This window comes from Corynebacterium sp. ACRPQ, assembly GCF_022347225.1.
Lineage (GTDB): Bacteria > Actinomycetota > Actinomycetes > Mycobacteriales > Mycobacteriaceae > Corynebacterium > Corynebacterium tuberculostearicum_D.
In genome coordinates, this window is record NZ_JAKRNF010000003.1 from 111,137 (window position 1) to 131,599 (window position 20,463).

At 58.7% G+C, this 20,463-nt stretch carries 18 protein-coding genes; 4 read left to right on the forward strand and 14 right to left on the reverse strand.

Going from position 1 to position 20,463, the window contains the following annotated elements; genetic code table 11:
• Window position 1: 1 nt before the first annotated feature.
• The gene (locus MHY24_RS03265; protein ID WP_204608652.1) at window positions 2–289 is read left to right on the forward strand and encodes a YciI family protein; all 288 of its coding nucleotides are present in this window, start codon (window positions 2–4) and stop codon (window positions 287–289) included.
• On the opposite strand, the gene MHY24_RS03270 is transcribed toward MHY24_RS03265, so the two are convergent.
• The 7 genes from MHY24_RS03270 to dapB form a co-directional block, all read right to left on the reverse strand.
• Complete coding sequence (locus MHY24_RS03270; protein WP_239228338.1) at window positions 286–1,407, reverse strand: TerC family protein; 1,122 nt, start codon at window positions 1,405–1,407, stop codon at window positions 286–288. The two genes, MHY24_RS03265 and MHY24_RS03270, sit on opposite strands and share 4 nt — an antisense overlap.
• Window positions 1,408–1,576: 169 nt before the next feature.
• Complete coding sequence (locus MHY24_RS03275) at window positions 1,577–4,990, reverse strand: DNA translocase FtsK (protein ID WP_239228339.1); 3,414 nt, start codon at window positions 4,988–4,990, stop codon at window positions 1,577–1,579.
• A 130-nt stretch (window positions 4,991–5,120) separates the two neighbouring features.
• Complete coding sequence (locus MHY24_RS03280) at window positions 5,121–5,756, reverse strand: TIGR03085 family metal-binding protein (protein ID WP_239228340.1); 636 nt, start codon at window positions 5,754–5,756, stop codon at window positions 5,121–5,123.
• Between the two features lie 58 nt (window positions 5,757–5,814).
• Window positions 5,815–7,965 carry a ribonuclease J gene (locus MHY24_RS03285; RefSeq protein WP_239228341.1) on the reverse strand — a complete coding sequence of 717 codons (2,151 nt, stop codon included), beginning with the start codon at window positions 7,963–7,965 and terminating at the stop codon, window positions 5,815–5,817.
• Between the two features lie 2 nt (window positions 7,966–7,967).
• Entirely contained in the window at window positions 7,968–8,876 is a 909-nt protein-coding gene (gene dapA / locus MHY24_RS03290) for a 4-hydroxy-tetrahydrodipicolinate synthase (protein ID WP_239228342.1), read from the reverse strand.
• 56 nt (window positions 8,877–8,932) lie between these two features.
• The gene (thyX, locus tag MHY24_RS03295; protein WP_239228343.1) at window positions 8,933–9,679 is read right to left on the reverse strand and encodes an FAD-dependent thymidylate synthase; all 747 of its coding nucleotides are present in this window, start codon (window positions 9,677–9,679) and stop codon (window positions 8,933–8,935) included.
• 3 nt (window positions 9,680–9,682) lie between these two features.
• Entirely contained in the window at window positions 9,683–10,429 is a 747-nt protein-coding gene (gene dapB, locus MHY24_RS03300; RefSeq protein ID WP_200435522.1) for a 4-hydroxy-tetrahydrodipicolinate reductase, read from the reverse strand.
• Between the two features lie 143 nt (window positions 10,430–10,572).
• On the opposite strand from dapB, the gene MHY24_RS03305 reads away from it, so the two are divergent.
• Together MHY24_RS03305 and MHY24_RS03310 are read left to right on the forward strand one after the other, a co-directional pair.
• Window positions 10,573–10,962, forward strand: coding sequence for a VOC family protein (locus MHY24_RS03305; protein ID WP_239228344.1), 390 nt, complete (start codon window positions 10,573–10,575; stop codon window positions 10,960–10,962).
• A 113-nt stretch (window positions 10,963–11,075) separates the two neighbouring features.
• Entirely contained in the window at window positions 11,076–11,774 is a 699-nt protein-coding gene (locus MHY24_RS03310) for an AMIN domain-containing protein (protein ID WP_239228345.1), read from the forward strand.
• Window positions 11,775–11,871: 97 nt separating this feature from the next.
• Here MHY24_RS03310 and MHY24_RS03315 read toward each other — a convergent pair whose 3' ends face one another.
• The 4 genes from MHY24_RS03315 to MHY24_RS03330 all read right to left on the reverse strand — a co-directional run bounded on the left by MHY24_RS03315 (window position 11,872) and on the right by MHY24_RS03330 (window position 16,655).
• On the reverse strand, window positions 11,872–14,118 hold the full coding sequence (locus tag MHY24_RS03315; protein WP_239228346.1) for a polyribonucleotide nucleotidyltransferase: 2,247 nt from the start codon (window positions 14,116–14,118) through the stop codon (window positions 11,872–11,874).
• Between the two features lie 143 nt (window positions 14,119–14,261).
• Complete coding sequence (gene rpsO / locus MHY24_RS03320; RefSeq protein WP_005278802.1) at window positions 14,262–14,531, reverse strand: 30S ribosomal protein S15; 270 nt, start codon at window positions 14,529–14,531, stop codon at window positions 14,262–14,264.
• Between the two features lie 168 nt (window positions 14,532–14,699).
• On the reverse strand, window positions 14,700–15,632 hold the full coding sequence (locus tag MHY24_RS03325; protein WP_239228347.1) for a nucleoside hydrolase: 933 nt from the start codon (window positions 15,630–15,632) through the stop codon (window positions 14,700–14,702).
• Window positions 15,633–16,655 (reverse strand): bifunctional riboflavin kinase/FAD synthetase, encoded by a 1,023-nt coding sequence (locus tag MHY24_RS03330; protein ID WP_239228348.1) that lies wholly within the window; start codon window positions 16,653–16,655, stop codon window positions 15,633–15,635.
• A gap of 23 nt (window positions 16,656–16,678) precedes the next feature.
• Here MHY24_RS03330 and truB point away from each other — a divergent pair, with 23 nt between their 5' ends.
• Window positions 16,679–17,572 (forward strand): tRNA pseudouridine(55) synthase TruB, encoded by an 894-nt coding sequence (gene truB, locus MHY24_RS03335; protein ID WP_239228349.1) that lies wholly within the window; start codon window positions 16,679–16,681, stop codon window positions 17,570–17,572.
• On the opposite strand, the gene MHY24_RS03340 is transcribed toward truB, so the two are convergent.
• From MHY24_RS03340 to MHY24_RS03350, 3 genes are all read right to left on the reverse strand, one after another.
• Entirely contained in the window at window positions 17,569–18,243 is a 675-nt protein-coding gene (locus MHY24_RS03340; protein WP_034668458.1) for a 4'-phosphopantetheinyl transferase, read from the reverse strand. The genes truB and MHY24_RS03340 overlap by 4 nt on opposite strands.
• The gene (locus MHY24_RS03345) at window positions 18,240–19,052 is read right to left on the reverse strand and encodes a metallophosphoesterase (protein WP_239228350.1); all 813 of its coding nucleotides are present in this window, start codon (window positions 19,050–19,052) and stop codon (window positions 18,240–18,242) included. Before MHY24_RS03345 ends, MHY24_RS03340 begins: the two co-directional genes overlap by 4 nt.
• 86 nt (window positions 19,053–19,138) lie before the next feature.
• Window positions 19,139–20,455 (reverse strand): MATE family efflux transporter, encoded by a 1,317-nt coding sequence (locus MHY24_RS03350; protein WP_239228351.1) that lies wholly within the window; start codon window positions 20,453–20,455, stop codon window positions 19,139–19,141.
• Between the last annotated feature and the right edge of the window lie 8 nt (window positions 20,456–20,463).

Genomic DNA, 20,463 nt, shown 5'->3' on the forward strand with positions numbered 1-20,463 from the left:
CATGAAGTATTTTGCTGTTAGCTACGACTACAACCCCAATAATCCTGAGATTGCTAAGGCCCGCCCCGCGCACCGCGAGTTTACCGCGCAGCTTTTTGAGGAGGGCACCATCATTGCCACCGGCCCGTTGACGGATTCCAAGGGCGGCGCGCTCATCATCGTGGGGCTTGCCGACGACGCCGTGGTCGCCGACGCCATCGCCCTCATGGACAAAGACCCCTTCTACCAGGCAGGCTGCATTACCGGCCGCAGCTTCCGCGAATGGAATCCCGTCAACGCCCGCTTCTAGTGCGGTAGCTCTTCCTTGGGCAGGTCTTCGGCCTTGCCCAAGAATTCACCCTTCTTGTTGCGGACGATCTTATTGCCTTCCTCGTCCCAGTCGAAGTGATTGTGCGATACCGGTACTCCGCCTTGGTTCTCATCGCGCTTGTTTTTAATAATCGAGGCGATAACCGTAATAACCAGGACGCCCACGATCACGATAAGTGAGGTAATGGTGGAAAATTCTGGGATGGACTCCACGTTCTCGCCGCCGTTTACAAACGGCAAGTTATTCTCATGCAGCGCATGGAACATGAGCTTCACACCGATGAAGCCCAAGATGATGCCCAAACCATAGGGCAGGTACACCAAGCGATCCAACAGGCCATCCAGCAGGAAGTACATCTGGCGCAAGCCCATGAGGGAGAAGGCATTGGTGGTAAAGACCAAGAACGCTTCTGAGGTAATGCCGTAGATGGCTGGGATGGAGTCAAAGGCAAACATCACGTCGATAAGACCAATGGACACCAACGCGATAAATAGCGGGGTGAACGCGAATTTACGCTTGCCCGAAGAATCTTCCACGCGGTGCGTGAGCTTATCGCCGTGGTAGCGCGGGGTCACATGGACTACCTTGCGGATCAGCTTGATGATGCCCATGTCATTGGGATCGGTTTCGGGGGCGTCCCGAATCTCATCGACGATGAGCTTGATCGCTGTGTAGATGAGGAATATCGCGAACAGGTAGAAGATATCGGACCATGCCGCGATGACCGCAGCACCCAAAAGGATAAATACCAAGCGGCATGCCAAGGCGATGACGATACCGATGAGCAATACCTTTTGCTGGTACTTCCGCGGGATCTTGAAGGCGCCCATGATAAGCGCAAAAACAAAGAGGTTATCTACGGATAGCGCCTTCTCTGTCACATAACCCGTGAGGTATTGGATGCCGTGCTCGTGATCCCATATGGCCCACACGCCGGCACCAAAAAGTAAAGCGATACCGACATAGAACAGGGTCCAGAACCCGGATTCCTTCAGCGTCGGCTCGTGCGGGGTGCGCACGTGGGAGTAGAAATCAAAAACAAAGAATCCAAGAATGACGATGATGGAAATCGCCCAGATCCACAATGGCACATGCATTGGTACATCCCTCCGGTCGAAGATACAACAAAATGACCGGAGGTCTCCCCCGCCCGGCGAACCAATTTCCGCCGGGCCGGCACGACCGGGAGCGTAACGCTACCGTGCTGACGATCGATGCCGAAAGATGGGGTACTCCCCTCCAAGACTCGTTCAACTTTACACGATCTTAGAAGGCGCCTGCCGAAGGGTTATACGTTGTCTGGACGGTACGGGTGTCGCCGGCATCGCCCTGCGGGGAGGAATCGGCGCCTGCGGAAGAATCGGCGTCGGAAGTAGCGGCAGCTTCCTCCTGCTCTTGCTGCTGCATCTCATCCTGAATCTCCTTCGGGGCTTCGGCAGGGTCGGCGCCCTTGATCATCCAGATGATGGTATCGAGCTCTTCCGGTTTCACCAGAACCTCGCGGGCCTTGGAGCCTTCGGACGGTCCGACCACGCCACGAGATTCCATCAGGTCCATGAGGCGGCCGGCCTTGGCAAACCCGATGCGCAGCTTGCGCTGCAACATAGAAGTCGAGCCCAACTGGGCGGTGACCACCAGCTCGACGGCCTCGAGGAGGTCGTCCATGTCCTTGCCAATTTCCTCATCGATTTCCTGCTTGGCCTCGGATTGCTTCTCTTCAGTCACGCCCTCGGTGTAGTTCGGCGCGGCCTGCGACTTGGCGGCATCGACAACCGCCATGACTTCATCATCCGAGACGAATGCGCCCTGCATACGCACGGGACGCTTGCCCTGCGGAATGAAGAGGCCATCGCCCATACCAATGAGCTTTTCCGCGCCGCCCTGGTCCAAGATAACGCGAGAGTCCGTCAGTGAGGACGTCGCAAAGGCCAAGCGTGAAGGCACGTTGGTCTTAATCAGACCGGTCACCACGTCAACGGACGGGCGCTGGGTTGCAAGGACGAGGTGAATACCGGCGGCACGCGCCTTCTGGGTGATGCGGACGATGGAGTCCTCAATCTCCTTTGGCGCGGTCATCATCAGGTCCGCCAGCTCGTCGACGACACAGACGATGTACGGGTACGGGCGTACCTCGCGCTCGGAGCCTGCCGGCGCCTGGTATTCGCCGGAGACAACCTTGCGGTTATAGTCCTCGATCTTGCGTACGCGAGCAGCCTTCATATCCATGTAGCGCTGCTCCATCTCCTCCACCAGCCACTGCAGGGCTGCTGCGGCCTTCTTCGGCTGGGTAATGATGGGCGTGATCAAGTGCGGAATGCCCTCGTACGGGGTAAGTTCCACCATCTTCGGGTCTACCAGGATGAGGCGAACCTGCTCAGGGGTGGCTCGGGTTAGCAGCGAGACCAACATGGAGTTGACGAAAGCCGACTTACCGGAACCGGTAGCACCGGCGACTAGCAAGTGCGGCATCTTTTGTACCGAGAACGAGGTGTATTCGCCTTCGATGTCCTTGCCCAAACCGATGAGCATGGGATCCGGTGAGCTGGTCATGCTTGGCGCATCAAGCACCTCGCGCAGGTGCACCATTTCGCGATCTGGGTTGGGAACCTCAATGCCGACGGCCGACTTGCCGGGGATGGGAGTGAGCAAGCGCAGATTGTCAGTGGCCACGGCGTAAGCCAGATTGGACTGCAGGTTCGTAATCTTTGATACCTTGACGCCTGGTCCCAGCTCGATTTCATAACGGGTCACTGTTGGGCCACGGCTAAAGCCGGTTACCTGGGCATCGACCTTGAACTCTTCGAAGACATCGGTGATGGCCTCAATGATGCGGTCATTAATCTCCGTGCGCTCCTTTGCCGGAGTGCCCGGGGTCAGCAGGTCCGTGGTGGGAACCGCGTAATTCTCGTTGCCAAACTGTGCGGCCGGCGCAGGAACAGCAGAAGTACCCGGGTCCCCTGCGGCCTCGGCCGCAGGCTCGGTGGAGTCCACCTGTGCGCCGGTCGTAGCGTCGCGTCCGGAGCGCTCGCGGAAGAGTTGGCGGGCCTTCTCGTGCGCGGACGATACTGCATCAGCGCTTCCTTCCACCGCGGATCCAGCAGCGCCTGCAGCTGCACCGGCTGCCGCAGCGCCAGCGGCACCGGCAGCACCCGCAGCAGCAGTCTTTGCTGCGCCACTTGCTGCTCCCGCAGCACCGGCAGCGCCCGCAGCCGCACCAGCGGCCGAGCCAATTGCGTTACCGGCGGCAGTGCCAGCATCAGCACCTGCTGCCGTAGCCGAGCGGGTAGAAGGGGAAGTGGGGCGTTGACGAGTAGTGCCCAGCACTCGGGTCGGTTCCGGATCCCCGGAAGCCGGTTGTTCCGGCGACGACGCAGCGGCGTCGTCTACCACCGGGATCTCATCGGTATCCCCGATGTCACGAGAGACCGGCTTCTCAGCCGCGTTAGACACGGACTGGAACCCGCCTCGCGTTGGTGTGCTAAAGGCGCGGGTGGCATGTTCCTCCTCTGCTGCAGCAGGAGAATCCACCGGATAAGAAGAACCACGCGGGGCGGGGTCTTCAGTGGGGCGTCGGAAAGCGCGCAGGCTTCCACCACGCTCAGAGGAACGGCGCTTGGCTGCAGGTCGTGCTGGGCGCTCGCTGCGCTCACGGCCTTCTGCGATGTCATCAATATCGCCGGTGACGTGGCCGTAGAGGTCATCGCCCTCTTCGTCGTAATAGTCCTCGTCCGCGCCGCCAAAGCGGGAAAAGGCCGCAGAAATGGCATCAGCCACCAACTCATAGGCCTCGCGGATAGTAATTCCGGTGACCAATAGGGCGCCGTAGATAATGACGAGGAAAAGCAACGGCACAGCGACGAAAGAGGTGAAGGCCGTCTCCAGAAGGCCGCCAATGGCGTAGCCGATTACACCGCCGGCACCACCGGCGCTGTCCGGGGTAAAGCCGAGCTCAGGGGTACCAGCAAAGATGTGGATCAAACTGAGCATGGCAAGGACGATAATGCTAATACCGCCCACAATGCGCGGCTTAAAGTGCCCCGCTGGACCAGAGATGTCCATCATCAAGGCAATGGCCAAGGCCACTAGCGCAACCGGCAGCACCCAGGCGCCTGCACCAATGACATAGCGGACGATATTGCCCACCCAGGCGCCTACCTGACCGGCAACGCCAAACCAGACGGTAGCCGCAAGCACGATGGCAATACCAATCAAAACGAGCGCCACCGCATCAGGATTTTTCACCTGAATACCGCGTGATTCTTCCTCGCTTACTTCCATGGTAGAAAGTTCTTCTTCCGCAGCTACATCGCGCGCCCGAGTAACCTTGCTCTTCTTCTTTTTCTCCCCGCGTGCAGAAATTTCTACCGGCTCCCTCGTCGTCTCGTACTCCTCGGTGTCATATACGTCTTCGCTGGGCTTGAGCCCGGCCACGCCATGGCTTACACCCCGCGCCATATTTCCCATGCCGCGGGCCGTGGCGCCAAAGGCAACGCCCAAGCCCTTGCCGACGGCCCGGAACGCACTGCCCGTACGCTCCTGCGAGGTTGCCGCCGCACGCCGATGCGAAGACGTCATAGCCAGGTTTTCCGGCATGCCAGCACCGGACCGGCTGCGGCCCGACGGCCGTGAACGATTCGACTTTCGGCGCGTTCCGCGCGAAGAGGCATTTTTGACAGACATACCTCTACCTTAACCGCGCCACCCCATAAATCACATTAGCCACACGCGTTTCCCTAACACCTGAACCCACAATCTCACGGCGAACACTTCCCACGCACCCCAAAGCTAAGAAACTGCGATTAAATCAAGATTAGAGAGTTGACTTTACGATGGCTTCGGCCTCACCTTCAATCTTGACTTCAGCAGCATCACGCCCGAAGGACCAGAGGATGAGCTCGCCTACTTCGCCCGAAACGCGGACCACGGCATCGCCCTTCTCCGCCACGCCATGCGTATCTGCGGCAACGATTCGCGGCAATCCTTCCGGCTGCAGAATCACCGGACGTTCAGATTTGCGCAGGGCCACCTTAGCCAAGAGCTTTAGATAGCTATGCATCTGCTGCTTGATGCGAGCCGAAAAGTCGCGCGGGCCCATGCCATTAGCCCGGCGAATATCCTCGTGGTGAACAAAGTGCTCCACAAAGTTTTGCTGTGCATCCACGAACCGGACGGGGTTATAGGCAGCTGGTCCCCTCCCCCAGTCATCAACCAACTCATCAAAGTCGCGGTCGGCCACCTTACGTGATTCCTTTTCCAGCCGGCCGGACAGCGCGTTGACGAAGATGCCGGCGGCGGCATCGGGGCGGTTTTCCCGCACCCACAAATGTACGGCCAAGTCCCGGGTTGTCCAGCCCTCGCACAAGGTAGGGGCATCGGGACCAAGCTTATGAAATAGCGCTACCATTTTGGCGCGCTCAGCAGAAGAAAACGACATAAGCCCCAGCATACCGAGCTAGCTGGCATGCTGGGGCTTGCTTTCGCTTAGCGCGAGGTACCCGTGCTATTTACAGGGACTCGCGAGAAGCGTCAACGTCTTCTTCATCGGTAACCAAAGGACCGGAATTCGTCGGCACGATGGTCGGCAGAATGACCGGCTCGCGCTTGTACTTGGAATCCATGAGCTTGGATACCTTACGGCGCAGCTTCTGCACCATGCGGTAAGTATCATTCTCGCCTTCAGCGGCGAGATCGTTCATGGTGTTTTCCACCATCTCCGCAACCTCCGGCACGATGCCGCGGTCATCATCGGAGAAGCCTGTGGTAGATACCGTTGGGTGCTCCAGCAGGCGCGAGGTGCGGTTATCAATCACACAGGTGATAGAAACCACGCCGCCGGTACCCAGGTTGGTGCGATCAGCCAAGGTGTCAGCGTCCACGTCACCCATAGACACGCCGTCGACGTACAGGTTGCCCACCTGCATCTGGCCTACGACCTCGGCGCGACCCTTGCGCAGGTCCACGACGACGCCGTTTTGTGCCAGCACCGTACGGTCGCGATCCACACCGGTGGAGATAGCCAGTTCCTTATTGGCGCGCAGGTGGCGCCACTCGCCGTGTACCGGCATAGCGTTGCGCGGGCGCGCTGCGTTGTACAGGAAGAGCAGTTCGCCAGCGTAACCGTGACCGGAGGCGTGCACCTTTACATCCTGGTTGGTAATAACGTTGGCACCGATCTGGGACAGCATGTTGATGACGCCGTAGACGGCCTCTTCGTTGCCCGGAATGAGCGAGGAAGAGAAGATGATGGTATCGCCATCGCGGACGGTAATCTGGCGGTGCTCGCGGCGGGCCATACGCGACAGTGCGGCCATGGGCTCACCCTGCGTACCGGTGGTAATCAGCATGGTCTTATGCGGAGCCATCTTGGCGGCCTCATCGATGGGGATGATGGTGCCGCGTGGGACCTTCAAGAAGCCCATCTTCTCCGCGATTTCCATGTTGCGCATCATCGAACGGCCATTGAAGGCCACCTTGCGGCCGTTTGCCACGGCAGCGTCGATAGCGGCCTGGACGCGGTAGACGTTGGAGGCGAAGGAGGCCAAGATAACGCGCTGCTTAGCGCCGGCAACGAGGCGCTTGAAGTTGGCAGGAATATCGCCCTCAGATGCCGATACACCTGGGACCGTCGCGTTGGTGGAGTCACACAGCATGAGGTCAACACCCTCGTCACCATAGCGGGACAGGGCTGGGAGATCCGTTGGACGGTTATCCAGCGGGGTTTGGTCCAGCTTGATGTCACCGGTGTGGATGATATTGCCGGCTGGGGTTCCCAGCATGATGCCCAAGGCATCCGGTACGGAGTGGTTGACTGCCCAGAAGCGTACGCGGAACGGACCGTAGGTTACGTCGGACTTTTCATTAACCTCGACGAACTTCGGCTTCTGGCGGTGCTCCTTACACTTTGCAGCAATAAGCGCGATGGTGAAGCGGGAAGCAACGATGGGGATATCCGGACGCAGCTTAAGCAGCCACGGGATAGCGCCGATGTGGTCCTCGTGCGCGTGGGTAACGACGAGGGCCTTGACCTTGTGGATCTTCTTCTCAATCGGGCCGAAGTCAGGCAGGATGAGGTCCACGCCTGGCTCACCAGAGGATGGGAAGAGCACACCACAGTCGATGATGATGAGGTCATCACCGTACTCGAAGACGGTCATGTTGCGGCCGATCTCCGAGATACCGCCCAGAGCGTAAATGCGCAGGGCATCCTTCGGCTGCTTCGGTGGCTCCGGCAGGCGCTTGGTCAGATCCGCGCCCTGCATAGACTTGGGCACGTTGCGGCGGCCACGGTTATTGCGGCCGCGGCCCTTACCGTTGCCGTTCTTTCCGTTGCCGTTGCCGTTCTTGCCGCCGTGGTTATTGTTTCCACCGTGGTTATTGCTATTGCCGTTGCCGTTTCCACCACGGCCACGGCCGCGGCTGCCACGGGAACGGGAGCGACGGTTGTTGCCGCCACCTTCGTTGTGGTTGTCGGAAGAATTCTTCTTGCCAGAATTATCCTTGTCGCCCTTAGCGGAATTATCCTGCGCGGAATTGCCCGCGTCAGTTGCTGGGGCTTGGAAAACTGGCGAAGCCGCCTCGTTGGAGGCGGTTTCGTTTTCCGCCGGTGGGCCCGCCTTGCGGGTCACCTTGCGGGAACGGTTACGGGGTTCATTCATTCTTAGAGGACTCCAGATTGTTCCAGATCACGGCGAAGTACCTCGCGTTCCTCCTCGCTCGCAGCGGTGACAGGAAGACGGGTATCGCCAACTTCGATGCCCTGCAGGCGCAGGGCTTCCTTTGCAAACGTCGCTCCGCCCAACCGAGCTTGTGCATGGGTGAGCGGAAGGAGCGTAGTGACATTGATTTCTCGGGCGCGGGCCATATCGCCCGCGTCGAAAGCTTCATAAAGTTCTACCAAGGCACGCGGTGCAACATGGCCGATAACGGAGATGAAACCAGATGCGCCGAGGGAAAGCCACGGCAGGTTAATCGGATCATCACCGGAATACCAAGCCAAACCGGTTTCTTGGATGAGTTCTGCGGCCGCAGGAAGGTCGCCCTTGGCGTCCTTTACGGCTTGGATGGTCGGCAAATCCGCAAGGCGGCGGAGGGTATCCGGCGCCACTGGGATGCCCGAGCGGCCAGGGATGTCATAGACACAGATCGGTAGATCCGTGGCTTGCGCGACTGCGGCAAAGTGCTCGTAAACGCCCTTTTGAGAAGGCTTGGAGTAGTACGGAGTTACCACCAGCAGGCTGTCTGCCCCCGCGTCAGCGGTGGCCTGAGCCAACTTAATGGAGGTTGCGGTGTCATTCGTTCCGGCACCGGCACAAAGCTTTGCGCGGTCTCCTACTTCTTCCTTTACGGCTTTGAGCAGCTCCAGCTTCTCTTCAACTGAAGTGGTCGGTGATTCGCCGGTGGTTCCACCTAGGATGAGCGAATCAACGCCATTGTCAACGAGATGAGCTGCTAGGCGACGACCTGCTGCAACGTCCAGCGCACCGTCACGGTCAAACGGGGTGACCATGGCGACGCCGATGCGTCCAAAGGTGTCGACGCCAGTCTTTGCTGTCATACCTGTGCTCATAGCCGTCAAGATTACCCTTTTGGCTTGCAATTAGCCGCATCGGGGTCACGCGCGTGTTAGGCGTAGGGGCTTGCCGCCATCTGGGTTCCATCAGCCAGAGTGGTGATATTGAAATCATCAAAGAGCACTGGCGCCTTGCTTTGCAGCAGTTTCAGGCACTCCACCGCAACATGGCGGAGCTCCTCATCGGCCTGCTCGGCGGCCCGTGCACCAATAAAGTGCCGCCAAGCGCGATAGTTGCCAGTGACTACAATGCGAGTTTCTGTGGCGTTTGGTAGCACGGCACGCGCCGCCTGACGGGCCTGCTTCTTGCGCAGGAGAGCGTTGGGCTCATCCAGCTTCTCTTCCAGTGCGCTAAGCAGTTCATCGTAGACAAAGCGGGTTTCATCTACCGCTTGCATTACCAATCGACTTAGTTGCTCGTCTTCGGCTACCAGTTTTGGTAGAACCACCTCGGTCTCCTCCGGGTGAACGAAGCGCTGGGAGAGCTGCGAGAAAGAAAAGTGCCGGTGCCGCACGAGCTCATGGCTCGCCGACCGCGATAGCCCCGTGATGTACATGGTGGCCGTGGCATGCTCAAGCAACGCAGTATGGCCTACCTCCATGATGTGGTGCAGGTAGGCTTCATTGGTTGCCGTTCGGGGGTTTGGCTTATCAAAAGACTCGTAGCACGCCCGTCCAGCGAACTCAACGAGTGCTTCCCCATCAGAGTCCGAGTCATCCGCGTGCCACTCCACGCCCTGCGGGGCGTGGAACTGTGTTGCGGCAATGAGCTGAATATCTAGCTCACTTGCTTTAGCCATGGCTTAAAGCCCCAGGTACTTGTCGAGGCCCACGACTAGGCCCGGGTGATCTGCAATCTGGCGCACGCCCACCAGCACGCCCGGAGTAAAGGACGCGCGGTCATAAGAATCCTGGCGGATGGTCAACGACTGACCTTGCGCACCAAAGATGACCTCCTCGTGTGCCACCATGCCACGGGTGCGAACCGCGTGTACCGGAATGCCATCGACAGTGGCGCCGCGAGCACCATCGAGTTGCTTTTCCGTAGCATCCGGCATGTCTCCCAGACCAGCCTCCTTGCGGGCGGCGGCAATTCCCTCAGCGGTATGGATCGCAGTACCGGACGGTGCATCCAACTTGGTTGGGTGGTGGAACTCAATAACCTCTGCCGTTTCGAAGAACTTCGCAGCCTGCTTAGCTAGCACCATCGTGAGCACCGCAGAAATGGCAAAGTTCGGCGCAATGAGGACATTGCCGGCACCGTCCTGCTTGGTCCACTCCTCTACTTGAGCCAAGCGCTCCTTATCAAAGCCGGTGGTTCCCACCACGCAGTGGATTCCGTGGGCGATGCAGAATTCCAGGTTTCCCATTACGGAATCTGGCTGGGTAAAGTCCACGATGACCTCTGCGTGGGCGTCGATAAGCTGCTGCAAATCATCATCGCGGCCAATTTCTGCCACCAGCTCTAGGTCATCTTCCGCGTTGACGCCTTCAACGATTGCCTGGCCTACGCGTCCGTGAGCGCCTAGTACGCCAACCTTGATAGCCATGGTGTGTTCTCCTTCTTCAGCCACATCGGTAGTACTTTTCTCCCCATCCTAACGCGCATGGGGGTTGCACAATTCCTCGCCTTCCTTGGAACGGACTTGCGCTCTCCGACGATGCCCCCCTCACTCTCACTAGGATGGCGGGCATGCAGATCTATATCGCTTCCGTTCCTGTAGACGACGTTGCCCGCGCTCACGATTTTTACGTCAATACCCTTGGCTTCCGAGTCAAGGATGACGTAACTCACGGCGATTTCCGTTGGCTCACCGTCACCAATGCTGAAGGTGAGGGAAATACCGAGCTGCTTCTGGAACCGAAGGGCCACCCCGCCGCCAAAAACTACGCCGCAGCACTCAAAGCTGACGGTATTCCGGTCACGCAGTTCCTGTCCGCCGATGTGGAGAACGAATATAAAGAGCTCAGTGACAAGGGCGTGAAGTTCACCATGGAGCCGACCGATGTTGGCCCGTCTATCATCGCTGTATTCGATGACACCGTGGGCAACCTTATTCAGCTCGTGGAACTGAAGAAGTAGCCGCACCCTCCCCTCTCACATGGGTTAACAATTGCATCACTTCCTAATGCTTGTCCCATCTGCCCCAGTAGAATGGGCGTAATAACACGGTAAGCACCAAGGAAGTGATGAATATGTCTCCCTCAATTTTCTCTCGCACTATCGCCGTGGCAATCAGCGCAGGATGCGCGTTAGCACTTGCCGCTTGTTCCGATAAAGACACTACGAAGGCAGGCGCACCGGCTTTCAGTGAGGTTCAGTCAGCTACCGACACCGCTGAAGTTCAGACCTCCTCCGCTACCCCCGCCGCTACTTCTGCCCCGCGCAGTACCTCTGCAGCGGATGCAGAAAAGCAGAAGCTCCCCCAGGACTCAGCCCCACTGGCATTCGCCGGTATGGGCACGGCCTCGCTCGAGGACCAACAGCATATGCCAGAGAGTCTCGGAAACCTCATCCCCACGGGTGTGCGAGTGGGAGCACACGATGGCTTCACCCGAGTCGTCATCGACCTAGAGGGCGAAGGTGAACCGGGCTGGTTTACGACCTATACCGATAGCCCCGCCCAACAGGCATCCGGAAAATCAGTCGAGGTCCAAGGAAATACTTTCCTCAACCTCGGCATTGAGGGAACACCGTGGCCTTCTACCCCAGAGCTAAAAGAAAAGTACATGCAACCAGGCACTACCCCTGGTGCCGGGGTGGTCAGTGCAGTCAACTACACCACCACCTTTGAGGCGCAAACCCAGCTCATTATCGGTCTAGAGAAGAAGACCGCCTACTCCGTGACGTATCTGAAGGACCCATCGCGCGTTGTCATCGACTTCCAGAACTAAGGTATAGCGGCGCCTCTAAATGTTGCACACCTACGAAGAAAGGCTCTGCCTTCCAGCGAGTGAACTGGAAGGCAGAGCCTTTCTTTGGGTTTAGGGATTAGTCCTCAACCGGAACCAGGGAAATCTTGCCGCGGTTATCGATATCCGCGATTTCTACCTGAACCTTATCGCCAACGTTGATGACGTCTTCTACCCTCTCGATGCGCTCGTCGCCGCCCAGGTTGGAAATGTGGATCAAGCCGTCGCGGCCCGGAGTTAGGGAAACGAATGCGCCGAACGGCACGGTCTTTACCACGGTGCCCAGGAAGCGCTCTCCTACCTTCGGCAGCTGCGGGTTAGCAATGGAGTTCACCTTATCGATGGCAGCATCCGCAGCCTCACCGGTGGCAGCGGAAACGTAGACGGTTCCGTCATCCTCGATGGAGACATCGGCGCCAGTTTCCTCGGTGATCTGGTTGATGGTCTTGCCCTTTGGTCCGATGAGCTCGCCGATCTTATTAACCGGGATCTTCACGGAGGTGATCTTCGGTGCAAGGCCAGACATCTCGTCCGGGGTATCGATGACCTCAGCCATGGTCTCCAGGATGGTAGAGCGGGCATCGCGAGCCTGCTCCAGTGCCTGGGCCAGGACCTTGGACGGGATGCCATCCAACTTGGTGTCCAGTTGCAGGGCGGTGATGTACTCAGAGGTACCGGCGACCTTGAAGTCCATATCGCCAAAGGCATCCTCGGCGCCGAGAATATCGGTCAGGGCGACAAACTTCTCCTTGCCATTTACCTCGCCAGAAACCAGGCCCATAGCGATGCCAGCTACCGGAGCCTTCAGCGGAACACCGGCATTGTAGAGGGACAAGGTGGAGGCACATACAGAGCCCATGGAGGTAGAGCCATTGGAGCCCAAGGCTTCGGAGACCTGGCGGATGGCGTATGGGAAGTCCTCACGGGATGGGATGACCGGAAGCAGAGCGCGCTCGGCCAATGCACCGTGGCCGATCTCGCGGCGCTTCGGGGAGCCCACGCGGCCAGTCTCACCAGTGGAGAATGGCGGGAAGTTGTAGTGGTGCATGTAGCGCTTGGATTCCACCGGGGTCAGGGAATCAATCTGCTGCTCCATCTTGAGCATGTCCAGGGTGGTAACACCCAGAATCTGGGTCTCACCGCGCTCGAACAGGGAGGAACCGTGAGCACGCGGAACCAGGTCCACCTCAACGGATAGGTCACGGATATCGGTAACGCCGCGGCCATCGATACGGAAGCCCTCGGAGAGGATCTTCTGGCGTACGATCTGTTTCATCAAAGCGTTATAAGCGCCGCGAATCTGCTTAGACGCATCGGACTCTTCCAAGTCCTCGAACTGGTCCAAGAGCTTTTCTTCGACCTGCTCCATGTATTCATTGGTGGCGTCGTCACGTTCCTGCTTGCCCGGAATGGTCAGCAGCTTCTCTAGCTTCTTGGTAGCAGCCTTTTCCACTGCCGCGAAGACATCATCGCCGTATGCCGGGAAGAGTGGGAACTCCTGGGTTTCCTTGGCGGCACGCTCCGCGAGACCGTTCTGGGCTTCGCACAAGGTCTTAATGAATGGCTTTGCTGCTTCCAAGCCTTCAGCAACGGTTGCTTCCTGCGGTGCAGGGGCGCCGTCGGCAATGCGCTCAGCAACGTTGGTGCCGGCACCGGCCTCGACCATCATGATGGCTACGTCGTCCTTGCGGCCCTTTTTGACAATGCGGCCGGCAACGACCATCTCAAAGAGAGCGCGCTCGTGCTGCTCGTGGTTCGGGAAAGCCACCCACTGGCCCTCGGGGTGCTTATCATCAGCGATCAGTGCCATGCGGACACCGCCGACAGCGCCGGAAACGGGCAAGCCGGACAGCTGGGTGGCGGCGGAAGCGCCGTTGATAGCAACGACGTCGTAGTACTCTTCCGGATCCTGGGACATCACGGTGACAACGACCTGAACCTCGTTGCGCAGGCCCTTGACAAAGGTTGGGCGCAGCGGGCGGTCGATAAGGCGGCATGCCAGGATGGCTTCAGAAGACGGACGGCCCTCACGGCGGAAAAAGGAGCCTGGAATCTTGCCGGCCGCGTACATGCGCTCTTCTACATCCACAGTCAGCGGAAAGAAATCAAATCCTTCGCGCGGCTGGTTGGACGCAGTGGTCGTGGCCAACAACATGGTGTCATCGTCCAAGTAGGTGGTCACGGAGCCGTCTGCCTGCCGGGCCAGCTGGCCGGTTTCAAAGCGCAGGGTGCGGGTGCCAAAGTCACCATTGTCTAGCGTGGCAATGGCCTCGGTAATGCCAAAGTCCTCGTCAATATTGAACTCGACGGAGTTCTGAACGCTCATTAAAAAATGTCTCCTTGAGTGGTTTAGGCGATCGTCGATGCCGCCTGGTCGATTTTGTCTATGACAACGGTGTCAAATTCTAACAGAAAAACCACAAAAGCCCCGCCAAAGGGCGGGGCGAGGTGGCCGAAGCTGGGCCGAAATTAACGGCGCAGACCCAGGCGAGAGATCAGATCACGGTAGCGATCGACGTTGTTCTCAGCCAAGTACTTCAGCAGGCCACGACGGCGACCAACCATCAGCAGCAGACCACGACGGGAGTGGTGATCGTGCTTGTGGAACTTCAGGTGCTCGGTCAAAGTATTGATGCGGGAGGTCAGCAGGGCAACCTGTGCCTCAGGGGAACCGGTATCGGTTTCGTGCAGGCCGTACTCCTTGAGGATTTCGGCCTTCTTCTCAGTGGTCAATGCCATGAGTATTTCTCCTTTATTTCAGTCCACATTATCGTGACGCTTAAGCCTGCGCTGCGCGCGTGACTTGTGCGTGCCGCAACTGCTGTGAACCGCAGTCGCTAAGCCAAACAAACACCTTACAGCGCCCAGGCAGAGAAAATCAAAACACACGGCTTCTAGGCTGTGCTTTTAGAGCTCGCTGAAGAGCGTCTCAAGACGTTCGACAAACTCTCGCACAAAACGCTCACTATCCACGCCCACAGCCACTCGGGCGGTGGGCGGCGCGTCCAATCGCTTTTCATCCGCGATTGTCCGTCCACGGGTAGGGCCGGTGGTGTCAGTCTTGAGGTTTATAGATAGGACGTCGACAAGCGTGGCATCTGCTGCCACCGCAACGGCCAATGGATCGTGCAGGCCGCACCCGCCCAAGTGCGGCGATGTGGTGGCGTAGGCGCGGATGTAATAGTCCACCATGTCCGCAAAAATCCGGCCGGCGTGGGTGCCGGTAGCGCGCCAACGAGCGGACTCCGCTGTGGTCAAAAGGGTGCGCAAGGTGACATCCAAGCCCACCATGGTGGTATCGCTCGTGTGGCGGAAGAGGTAATCGGTAGCTTCCGGATCCTGGGAGATATTGGCCTCAGACCATGGCGTGACGTTGCCAGGAACGGTAAGAGCCCCACCCATCATCACTAGGTGTGCGGATGTGGCAAAGGAAGGGTCTTGCTGCATGGCGTCAGCAATCGTGGTGGACGGGCCGGTGGGAATGATTACTAGATCATCTCCGTGTTCGTGCACGGCCTCGATGAGGAACTCGGCCGCTGGTTGGGACTGCGCCTGGGTGGTTGCCGGCGGAAGCAGGACCTCCCCCACGCCGTTGTGGCCGTGGATAAAGGAAGAAACCTCACTTGGCCGAAACCCATCCGGGCTAGGCCCGGCAAACACTGGAATATCGTCTTGGCCCAGCAGCTCTAGAAGAGCCAGGGTGTTGCGCACGGCCAAAGGCACGGTCACGTTGCCGTACGTACAGGTCACGCCTATTAGGTCCAGGTCCGGATGGGCGATGGCATACGCCAGCGCTAGGGCATCATCAATGCCGGTATCAAGATCGAGAATCGCCTTCATTTATTTCTCCCGCAGGAAGTAATCTTTCGCGGTCCAGCCCTGCGCCTTCGCATCGGCAGCGAGCACCTGGCGGGCCTTGGCTACGTCATTGGCCATCGCTTCTAGCAGCTCGTCTACGGAATTGAACTTCACCATATCGCGAATGTGGCCTACGAAATGCACCGTAGCCTCGTAGCCGTACAGGTCAGCGTCGCGGTCGAGCACGAAGGACTCGATAGAGCGCTCCTCGTCGCCAAAGGTGGGGTTGGTGCCTACGGAAATAGCGGCCGCATAGGCCACGCCAGGGCGCATATCCCCCTCGATAGAGGAATCAGAGTGGACGATGAACCAGCCCGCGTACACACCATCGGCCGGGATGGCCACCGTATCCGGGAAATACTGATTGGCCGTGGGGAATCCGAGTTCCTTGCCACCACGGCCTGCGCCGCGCACTACGGGTCCGGTCACGGTGAAATGGCGACCAAGCGCCCAATTAGCGGATTCGATGTCCCCGTGTGCAAGGCACTCACGGATGTGGGTCGAGCAAATGCGCACGCCCTTATCATCCAGCAGCGGAACGATGTCCACGCTAAAGCCAAACTCGGCACCAAAGTCCTGCATAGCCTGGGCGGTTCCGGTCGCGCCGGCGCCAAAAGTGAAGTTCTCTCCTACCACGATGTGCTGGGCTGCGAGCTTTCCTACCAATAAATCTTCTACGTAGGGCCGTGGCTCCACCCCAGCAAGGTCGCGGGTGAAGTCAATAACGAGCACGGCAGCAATGCCCATCTCTTCGGCCAATTCCAGTCGGCGTTCAAAACTCAACACCGACAGGGGCGCACGCTCTGGGAGGAATACCGACACCGGGTGCGGGTCAAAGGTCACCATGACAGGGCGCTCACCATGAGCGCGTGCGTGCTCCACGCAGGCGGAGATGAGCTGCTGATGGCCGCGGTGCAGGCCGTCAAAGACGCCGATGGTTACTGACGTTGGGCCCACTTCCGCGGGGATGTCATCGATTCCGTACCAAATATCCACGCAGACCATCGTAGAGCATAGACTTAGAGGCTATGACTGATGCGCTCGCAAACTCCGGACTCGTCATCGTAGACAAACCCGCCGGCATGACCTCCCACGATGTCGTCGGCCGCCTACGCAGGTACTTTCACACCAAGAAGGTAGGCCACGCCGGCACCCTCGACCCCATGGCCACCGGCGTGCTGGTTCTTGGTGTGGAGCGTGGCACCAAGTTCTTGGCCCACATGGTTGCCTCCACTAAGTCCTATGACGCTACCATTCGCCTCGGCGCCACCACCACAACCGATGACGCCGAGGGAGAATACTCCTGGGGTGCTAGCGCTGCGGCCATTGACCGCGCCGCAATCGAGGCAGAGATTGCCAAGCTCACCGGCGATATTATGCAAAAGCCCGCGGCCGTATCCGCTATTAAAATTAACGGCCGCCGCGCCCATGAGCTGGTGCGGGAGGGCCAGGAGGTAGACATTCCCGCCCGCCCAGTAACGGTTGATAAGTTTGACGTTCTGGCAGAGCGCTGCGAGGGCGACTACATCGATCTAGACGTCACGGTGGATTGTTCTTCCGGTACCTATATTCGCTCCCTGGCCCGCGATTTGGGCGAGGCGCTGCAGGTGGGCGGGCACCTGACAGCCCTGCGCCGCACTGAGGTGGGCCCTTTTGCACTTGCCGACGCCCTCTCGCTCGACGCCCTTGCCGAATCCCCGCGCCTTTCCCTCAGCTTGGATGAGGCCCTGGCTCGCTGCTTCCCCGTCCTTTCCGTCACAGAGGAGGAGGCAGCCGCCCTCGCCATGGGCAAATGGCTTGAGCCACGCGGCCTCAAGGGCGTCCACGCTGCTGTGGCTCCTAATGGCCAAGCCGTGGCGCTCATTAAAGAAAAAGGCAAGCGCCTGGCCACCGTATTTGTGGCACGGCCCTCTACTCTTTAGTGGCTAAAGTCTAAAGCCGGAACCGAGGTGGAGACGATAACGTAGCCGTCTCGAATTACCCAGCGCCCAGTGATAAAAGGCACCGGTGTGGGCCTAGCTAAAATATAGGAAATAAGCGTGCCATCCTCGCGCAGGTCAATTTCTGCTTGGTCAAAGTCCAGCCAGCGAAAGGTCATGGGAAACCACGACTTATATGTGGCCTCCTTGGCACAAAAAAGCAATCGGTCCGGGCAGGTAATCCCCGCCTCACGAAGCCGCAAAAGCTGCGGCATCTCCCCCGCTCGGGCGATCATGGTGAGCACATGATCCGGCAGCGGTTCGGCGGGTTCTGCATCCAAGCCCACAGATTTTAAGGCTGAGGTAGGGGCAACCACCGCAGCCCGCATGCCCTCGGTATGCGTCATCGAGCCTACAAAACCCTCGGGCCACAGCGGCATGCCCCGCTCGCCGCGCAGAATCGGCGTCGCCGGGCTGGCCCCCAATTCCTGCAAGGCTCGGTGCGCACACCACCGAGCATCTCCGAACTCGGCCTTGCGTACATCAACTGCCTGGGAAACGAGAGACTTTTCTTCGGCCGCGAGTTCTTCAAAATTGGCCAAATCCGTATAGCTCGAGTCCGTGCGTACGTAGCAATAGCGCGCACTTTCTGGAAATAGCTCTGGATACATCATCGTGTCCCCTCCTCTACAAAGGAACGCAGTACCGGATAGGGCCACGCCTGGGCGCTCTCACGCCCCTGCCATTCACGCGGATACCCCAATGACGTTTCGATGTGGTCAACGCCGTCCACATTCATGCGAGACGGCATATGCAGGTGCCCATAGATGACGTACTGCGCGTTATAGCGCCGCGGCCACGACCGCGTATGCCTGGTTCCGCACCACAAGGCAATTTCAGGAAAGCGCAATAACATTGTCGGCTCTTGGACCAACGGCCAATGGTTAACCAACACGGTAGGACCATGTACTCGGGAAAGGCGCTTGATAGAATAGGCCAACCTGTCCCAACACCACGCCCGCACGTCTACGAAGGGGGCGATGGCGAACTCATCGGTCATCATCAGTTGTTTTGCGCGCGCCGCGTCAATAGCTTCGCCCACGGTAAGGCCATGCGGACGGAAACTGTAATCATACAAAGTAAATAGCGGAACGATGGTGGTCCCGTGGAATACCGGATACGGGTCTTCGGGAGTAATAACTCCAATTTCCCTGCACCTTTCCACCAGGTGCGCATACTTTTCTCGGCCTTGATAGCGGTCCTGAGAGCGGGAGAATAGCTCATGGTTACCCGGCACCCAGATAACCCTGGCATAGCGATCATTGAGCTGGCGCAAAATACGAATAATGAGATCGGTGCGTTCTGCAACGTCCCCGGCCACGATGAGCCAATCTGCGGGATCGGGCGGGGTGAGCTGATCAATGCGCTCGCTATTGGTTTTGACCGCTCCATGCAGGTCAGAAACCGCCCACACTGTTGGCATAGGTTTCTCACCCGCCTTCCTAGAGTCTGCGCGCTGCACGGAGCCGAGCACCGCGCGAGAGTATGAACACGCCCACTTTAGCGCAGCTAGCGCTCCTGTACTACGGCCCATTTCATCGAACGGAACCGGTAGACCACACCCACCATGCGGAAAGCAATGAAAGCGGCGAGGCCACACCACACGCCGGTTAAGCCTGTACCCATGAAGTGCGCCAAGATAACGCCCGGCAAAAATCCCACCAGGACCGAAGAAATGGTCAGCGTGCGCAGGAACGCAGCATCGCCCGCGCCCAGCAAGACACCATCGAAGGCGAAGACCACGCCACCGCCGATAACCATGGCTACCAGGATCCACCACGGCTGGGAGATGGCATCGAGCACTTCCGGAGCGGAGGTGAAGATGCGCGGAATAATCCCTGCACCAGCAGCAAATACGACAGCCAAGAGACCAGAGAAAATCGTAGAGTACAACGCCACCTTGCTGCCCACACTTCGTGCGTGCCGCGCAGAGCCAGCACCTAGTGCAGCACCAGTCAATGATTGCGCGGCAATGGCCAACGAATCCAAGATGAGGGACATGAAGTTCCACAGCTGCATCATGATCTGGTGACCGGCCAAAGAAGCGGTACCAACGCGGGAAACCACAGCCGTGGCGGTAAGAAACGCCACCTGGAAGCTAGCCGAACGCAAAATAAGATCGCGGCCTAAGATGAGCTGTTCGCGTACCACATGCCACTGAAATTGCCAGGAGCCGGTATGTTCCTTGTGCAATTCGCGGACGAATAACGCAGCAATAATGCTCATGCCTAATACCGTGGCAATGGCCGAGCCTGCCAGCCCCCAGAAATGGACGAAGATGGGCACCGCAATAGCGCCGGGAATCATGCCCGACAAAGTAAAGTACAGTGGCTTCTTCGTATCTTGGACACCGCGCATCCAGCCGTTTCCGGCCATCTCCACCAAAGTAACGGGAATAGCCAGAGCTGCGATACGCAGCCACAAGGCCGTCCCGGCGGCTGTAGTGGGATCACCAGTTAAAGCACGGGCAAATACTCCGCCGAAAGTCCACATGATTACCGCGAGCAGCCCGCCTACTCCTAGAGCCACATAGGTGGCTTGCACGCCTTCAGCAACCGCAGCTTCGCGCTTGCCGGAGCCAAAGAGCCGAGCAGAGCGAGCGGTCGTGCCGTAGGACAAGAAAGTCAACTGCGTCGTCACCACGGAGTGAATTGTGGTGGCTGCAGCAAGCGAGGCGAGCTCTTGGGCACCAAGACGACCGACAACCGCAGTATCTAGCAAAAGGTAGAGCGGCATGGCCGCAAGTACGCCAAGCGCGGGAAACGCGAGGCCAAAGACCTCGCGTGCGGTTACCGTGCCAGCGGTGGAGCGATCCTGAGCGTTCATTCCATCCG

Coding starts and splice junctions, on each gene's coding strand:
- dapA (WP_239228342.1), bottom strand. CDS start 8,876: ATGAGCACAGGTATGACAGCAAAGACTGGCGTCGACACCTTTGGACGC.
- MHY24_RS03270 (WP_239228338.1), bottom strand. CDS start 1,407: ATGCATGTGCCATTGTGGATCTGGGCGATTTCCATCATCGTCATTCTT.
- MHY24_RS03345 (WP_239228350.1), bottom strand. CDS start 19,052: ATGCCAACAGTGTGGGCGGTTTCTGACCTGCATGGAGCGGTCAAAACC.
- MHY24_RS03350 (WP_239228351.1), bottom strand. CDS start 20,455: ATGAACGCTCAGGATCGCTCCACCGCTGGCACGGTAACCGCACGCGAG.
- MHY24_RS03325 (WP_239228347.1), bottom strand. CDS start 15,632: ATGAAGGCGATTCTCGATCTTGATACCGGCATTGATGATGCCCTAGCG.
- MHY24_RS03265 (WP_204608652.1), top strand. CDS start 2: ATGAAGTATTTTGCTGTTAGCTACGACTACAACCCCAATAATCCTGAG.
- MHY24_RS03340 (WP_034668458.1), bottom strand. CDS start 18,243: ATGATGTATCCAGAGCTATTTCCAGAAAGTGCGCGCTATTGCTACGTA.
- dapB (WP_200435522.1), bottom strand. CDS start 10,429: ATGGCTATCAAGGTTGGCGTACTAGGCGCTCACGGACGCGTAGGCCAG.
- MHY24_RS03330 (WP_239228348.1), bottom strand. CDS start 16,655: ATGGTCTGCGTGGATATTTGGTACGGAATCGATGACATCCCCGCGGAA.
- MHY24_RS03315 (WP_239228346.1), bottom strand. CDS start 14,118: ATGAGCGTTCAGAACTCCGTCGAGTTCAATATTGACGAGGACTTTGGC.
- rpsO (WP_005278802.1), bottom strand. CDS start 14,531: ATGGCATTGACCACTGAGAAGAAGGCCGAAATCCTCAAGGAGTACGGC.
- MHY24_RS03280 (WP_239228340.1), bottom strand. CDS start 5,756: ATGCTGGGGCTTATGTCGTTTTCTTCTGCTGAGCGCGCCAAAATGGTA.
- MHY24_RS03305 (WP_239228344.1), top strand. CDS start 10,573: ATGCAGATCTATATCGCTTCCGTTCCTGTAGACGACGTTGCCCGCGCT.
- truB (WP_239228349.1), top strand. CDS start 16,679: ATGACTGATGCGCTCGCAAACTCCGGACTCGTCATCGTAGACAAACCC.
- thyX (WP_239228343.1), bottom strand. CDS start 9,679: ATGGCTAAAGCAAGTGAGCTAGATATTCAGCTCATTGCCGCAACACAG.
- MHY24_RS03275 (WP_239228339.1), bottom strand. CDS start 4,990: ATGTCTGTCAAAAATGCCTCTTCGCGCGGAACGCGCCGAAAGTCGAAT.
- MHY24_RS03285 (WP_239228341.1), bottom strand. CDS start 7,965: ATGAATGAACCCCGTAACCGTTCCCGCAAGGTGACCCGCAAGGCGGGC.
- MHY24_RS03310 (WP_239228345.1), top strand. CDS start 11,076: ATGTCTCCCTCAATTTTCTCTCGCACTATCGCCGTGGCAATCAGCGCA.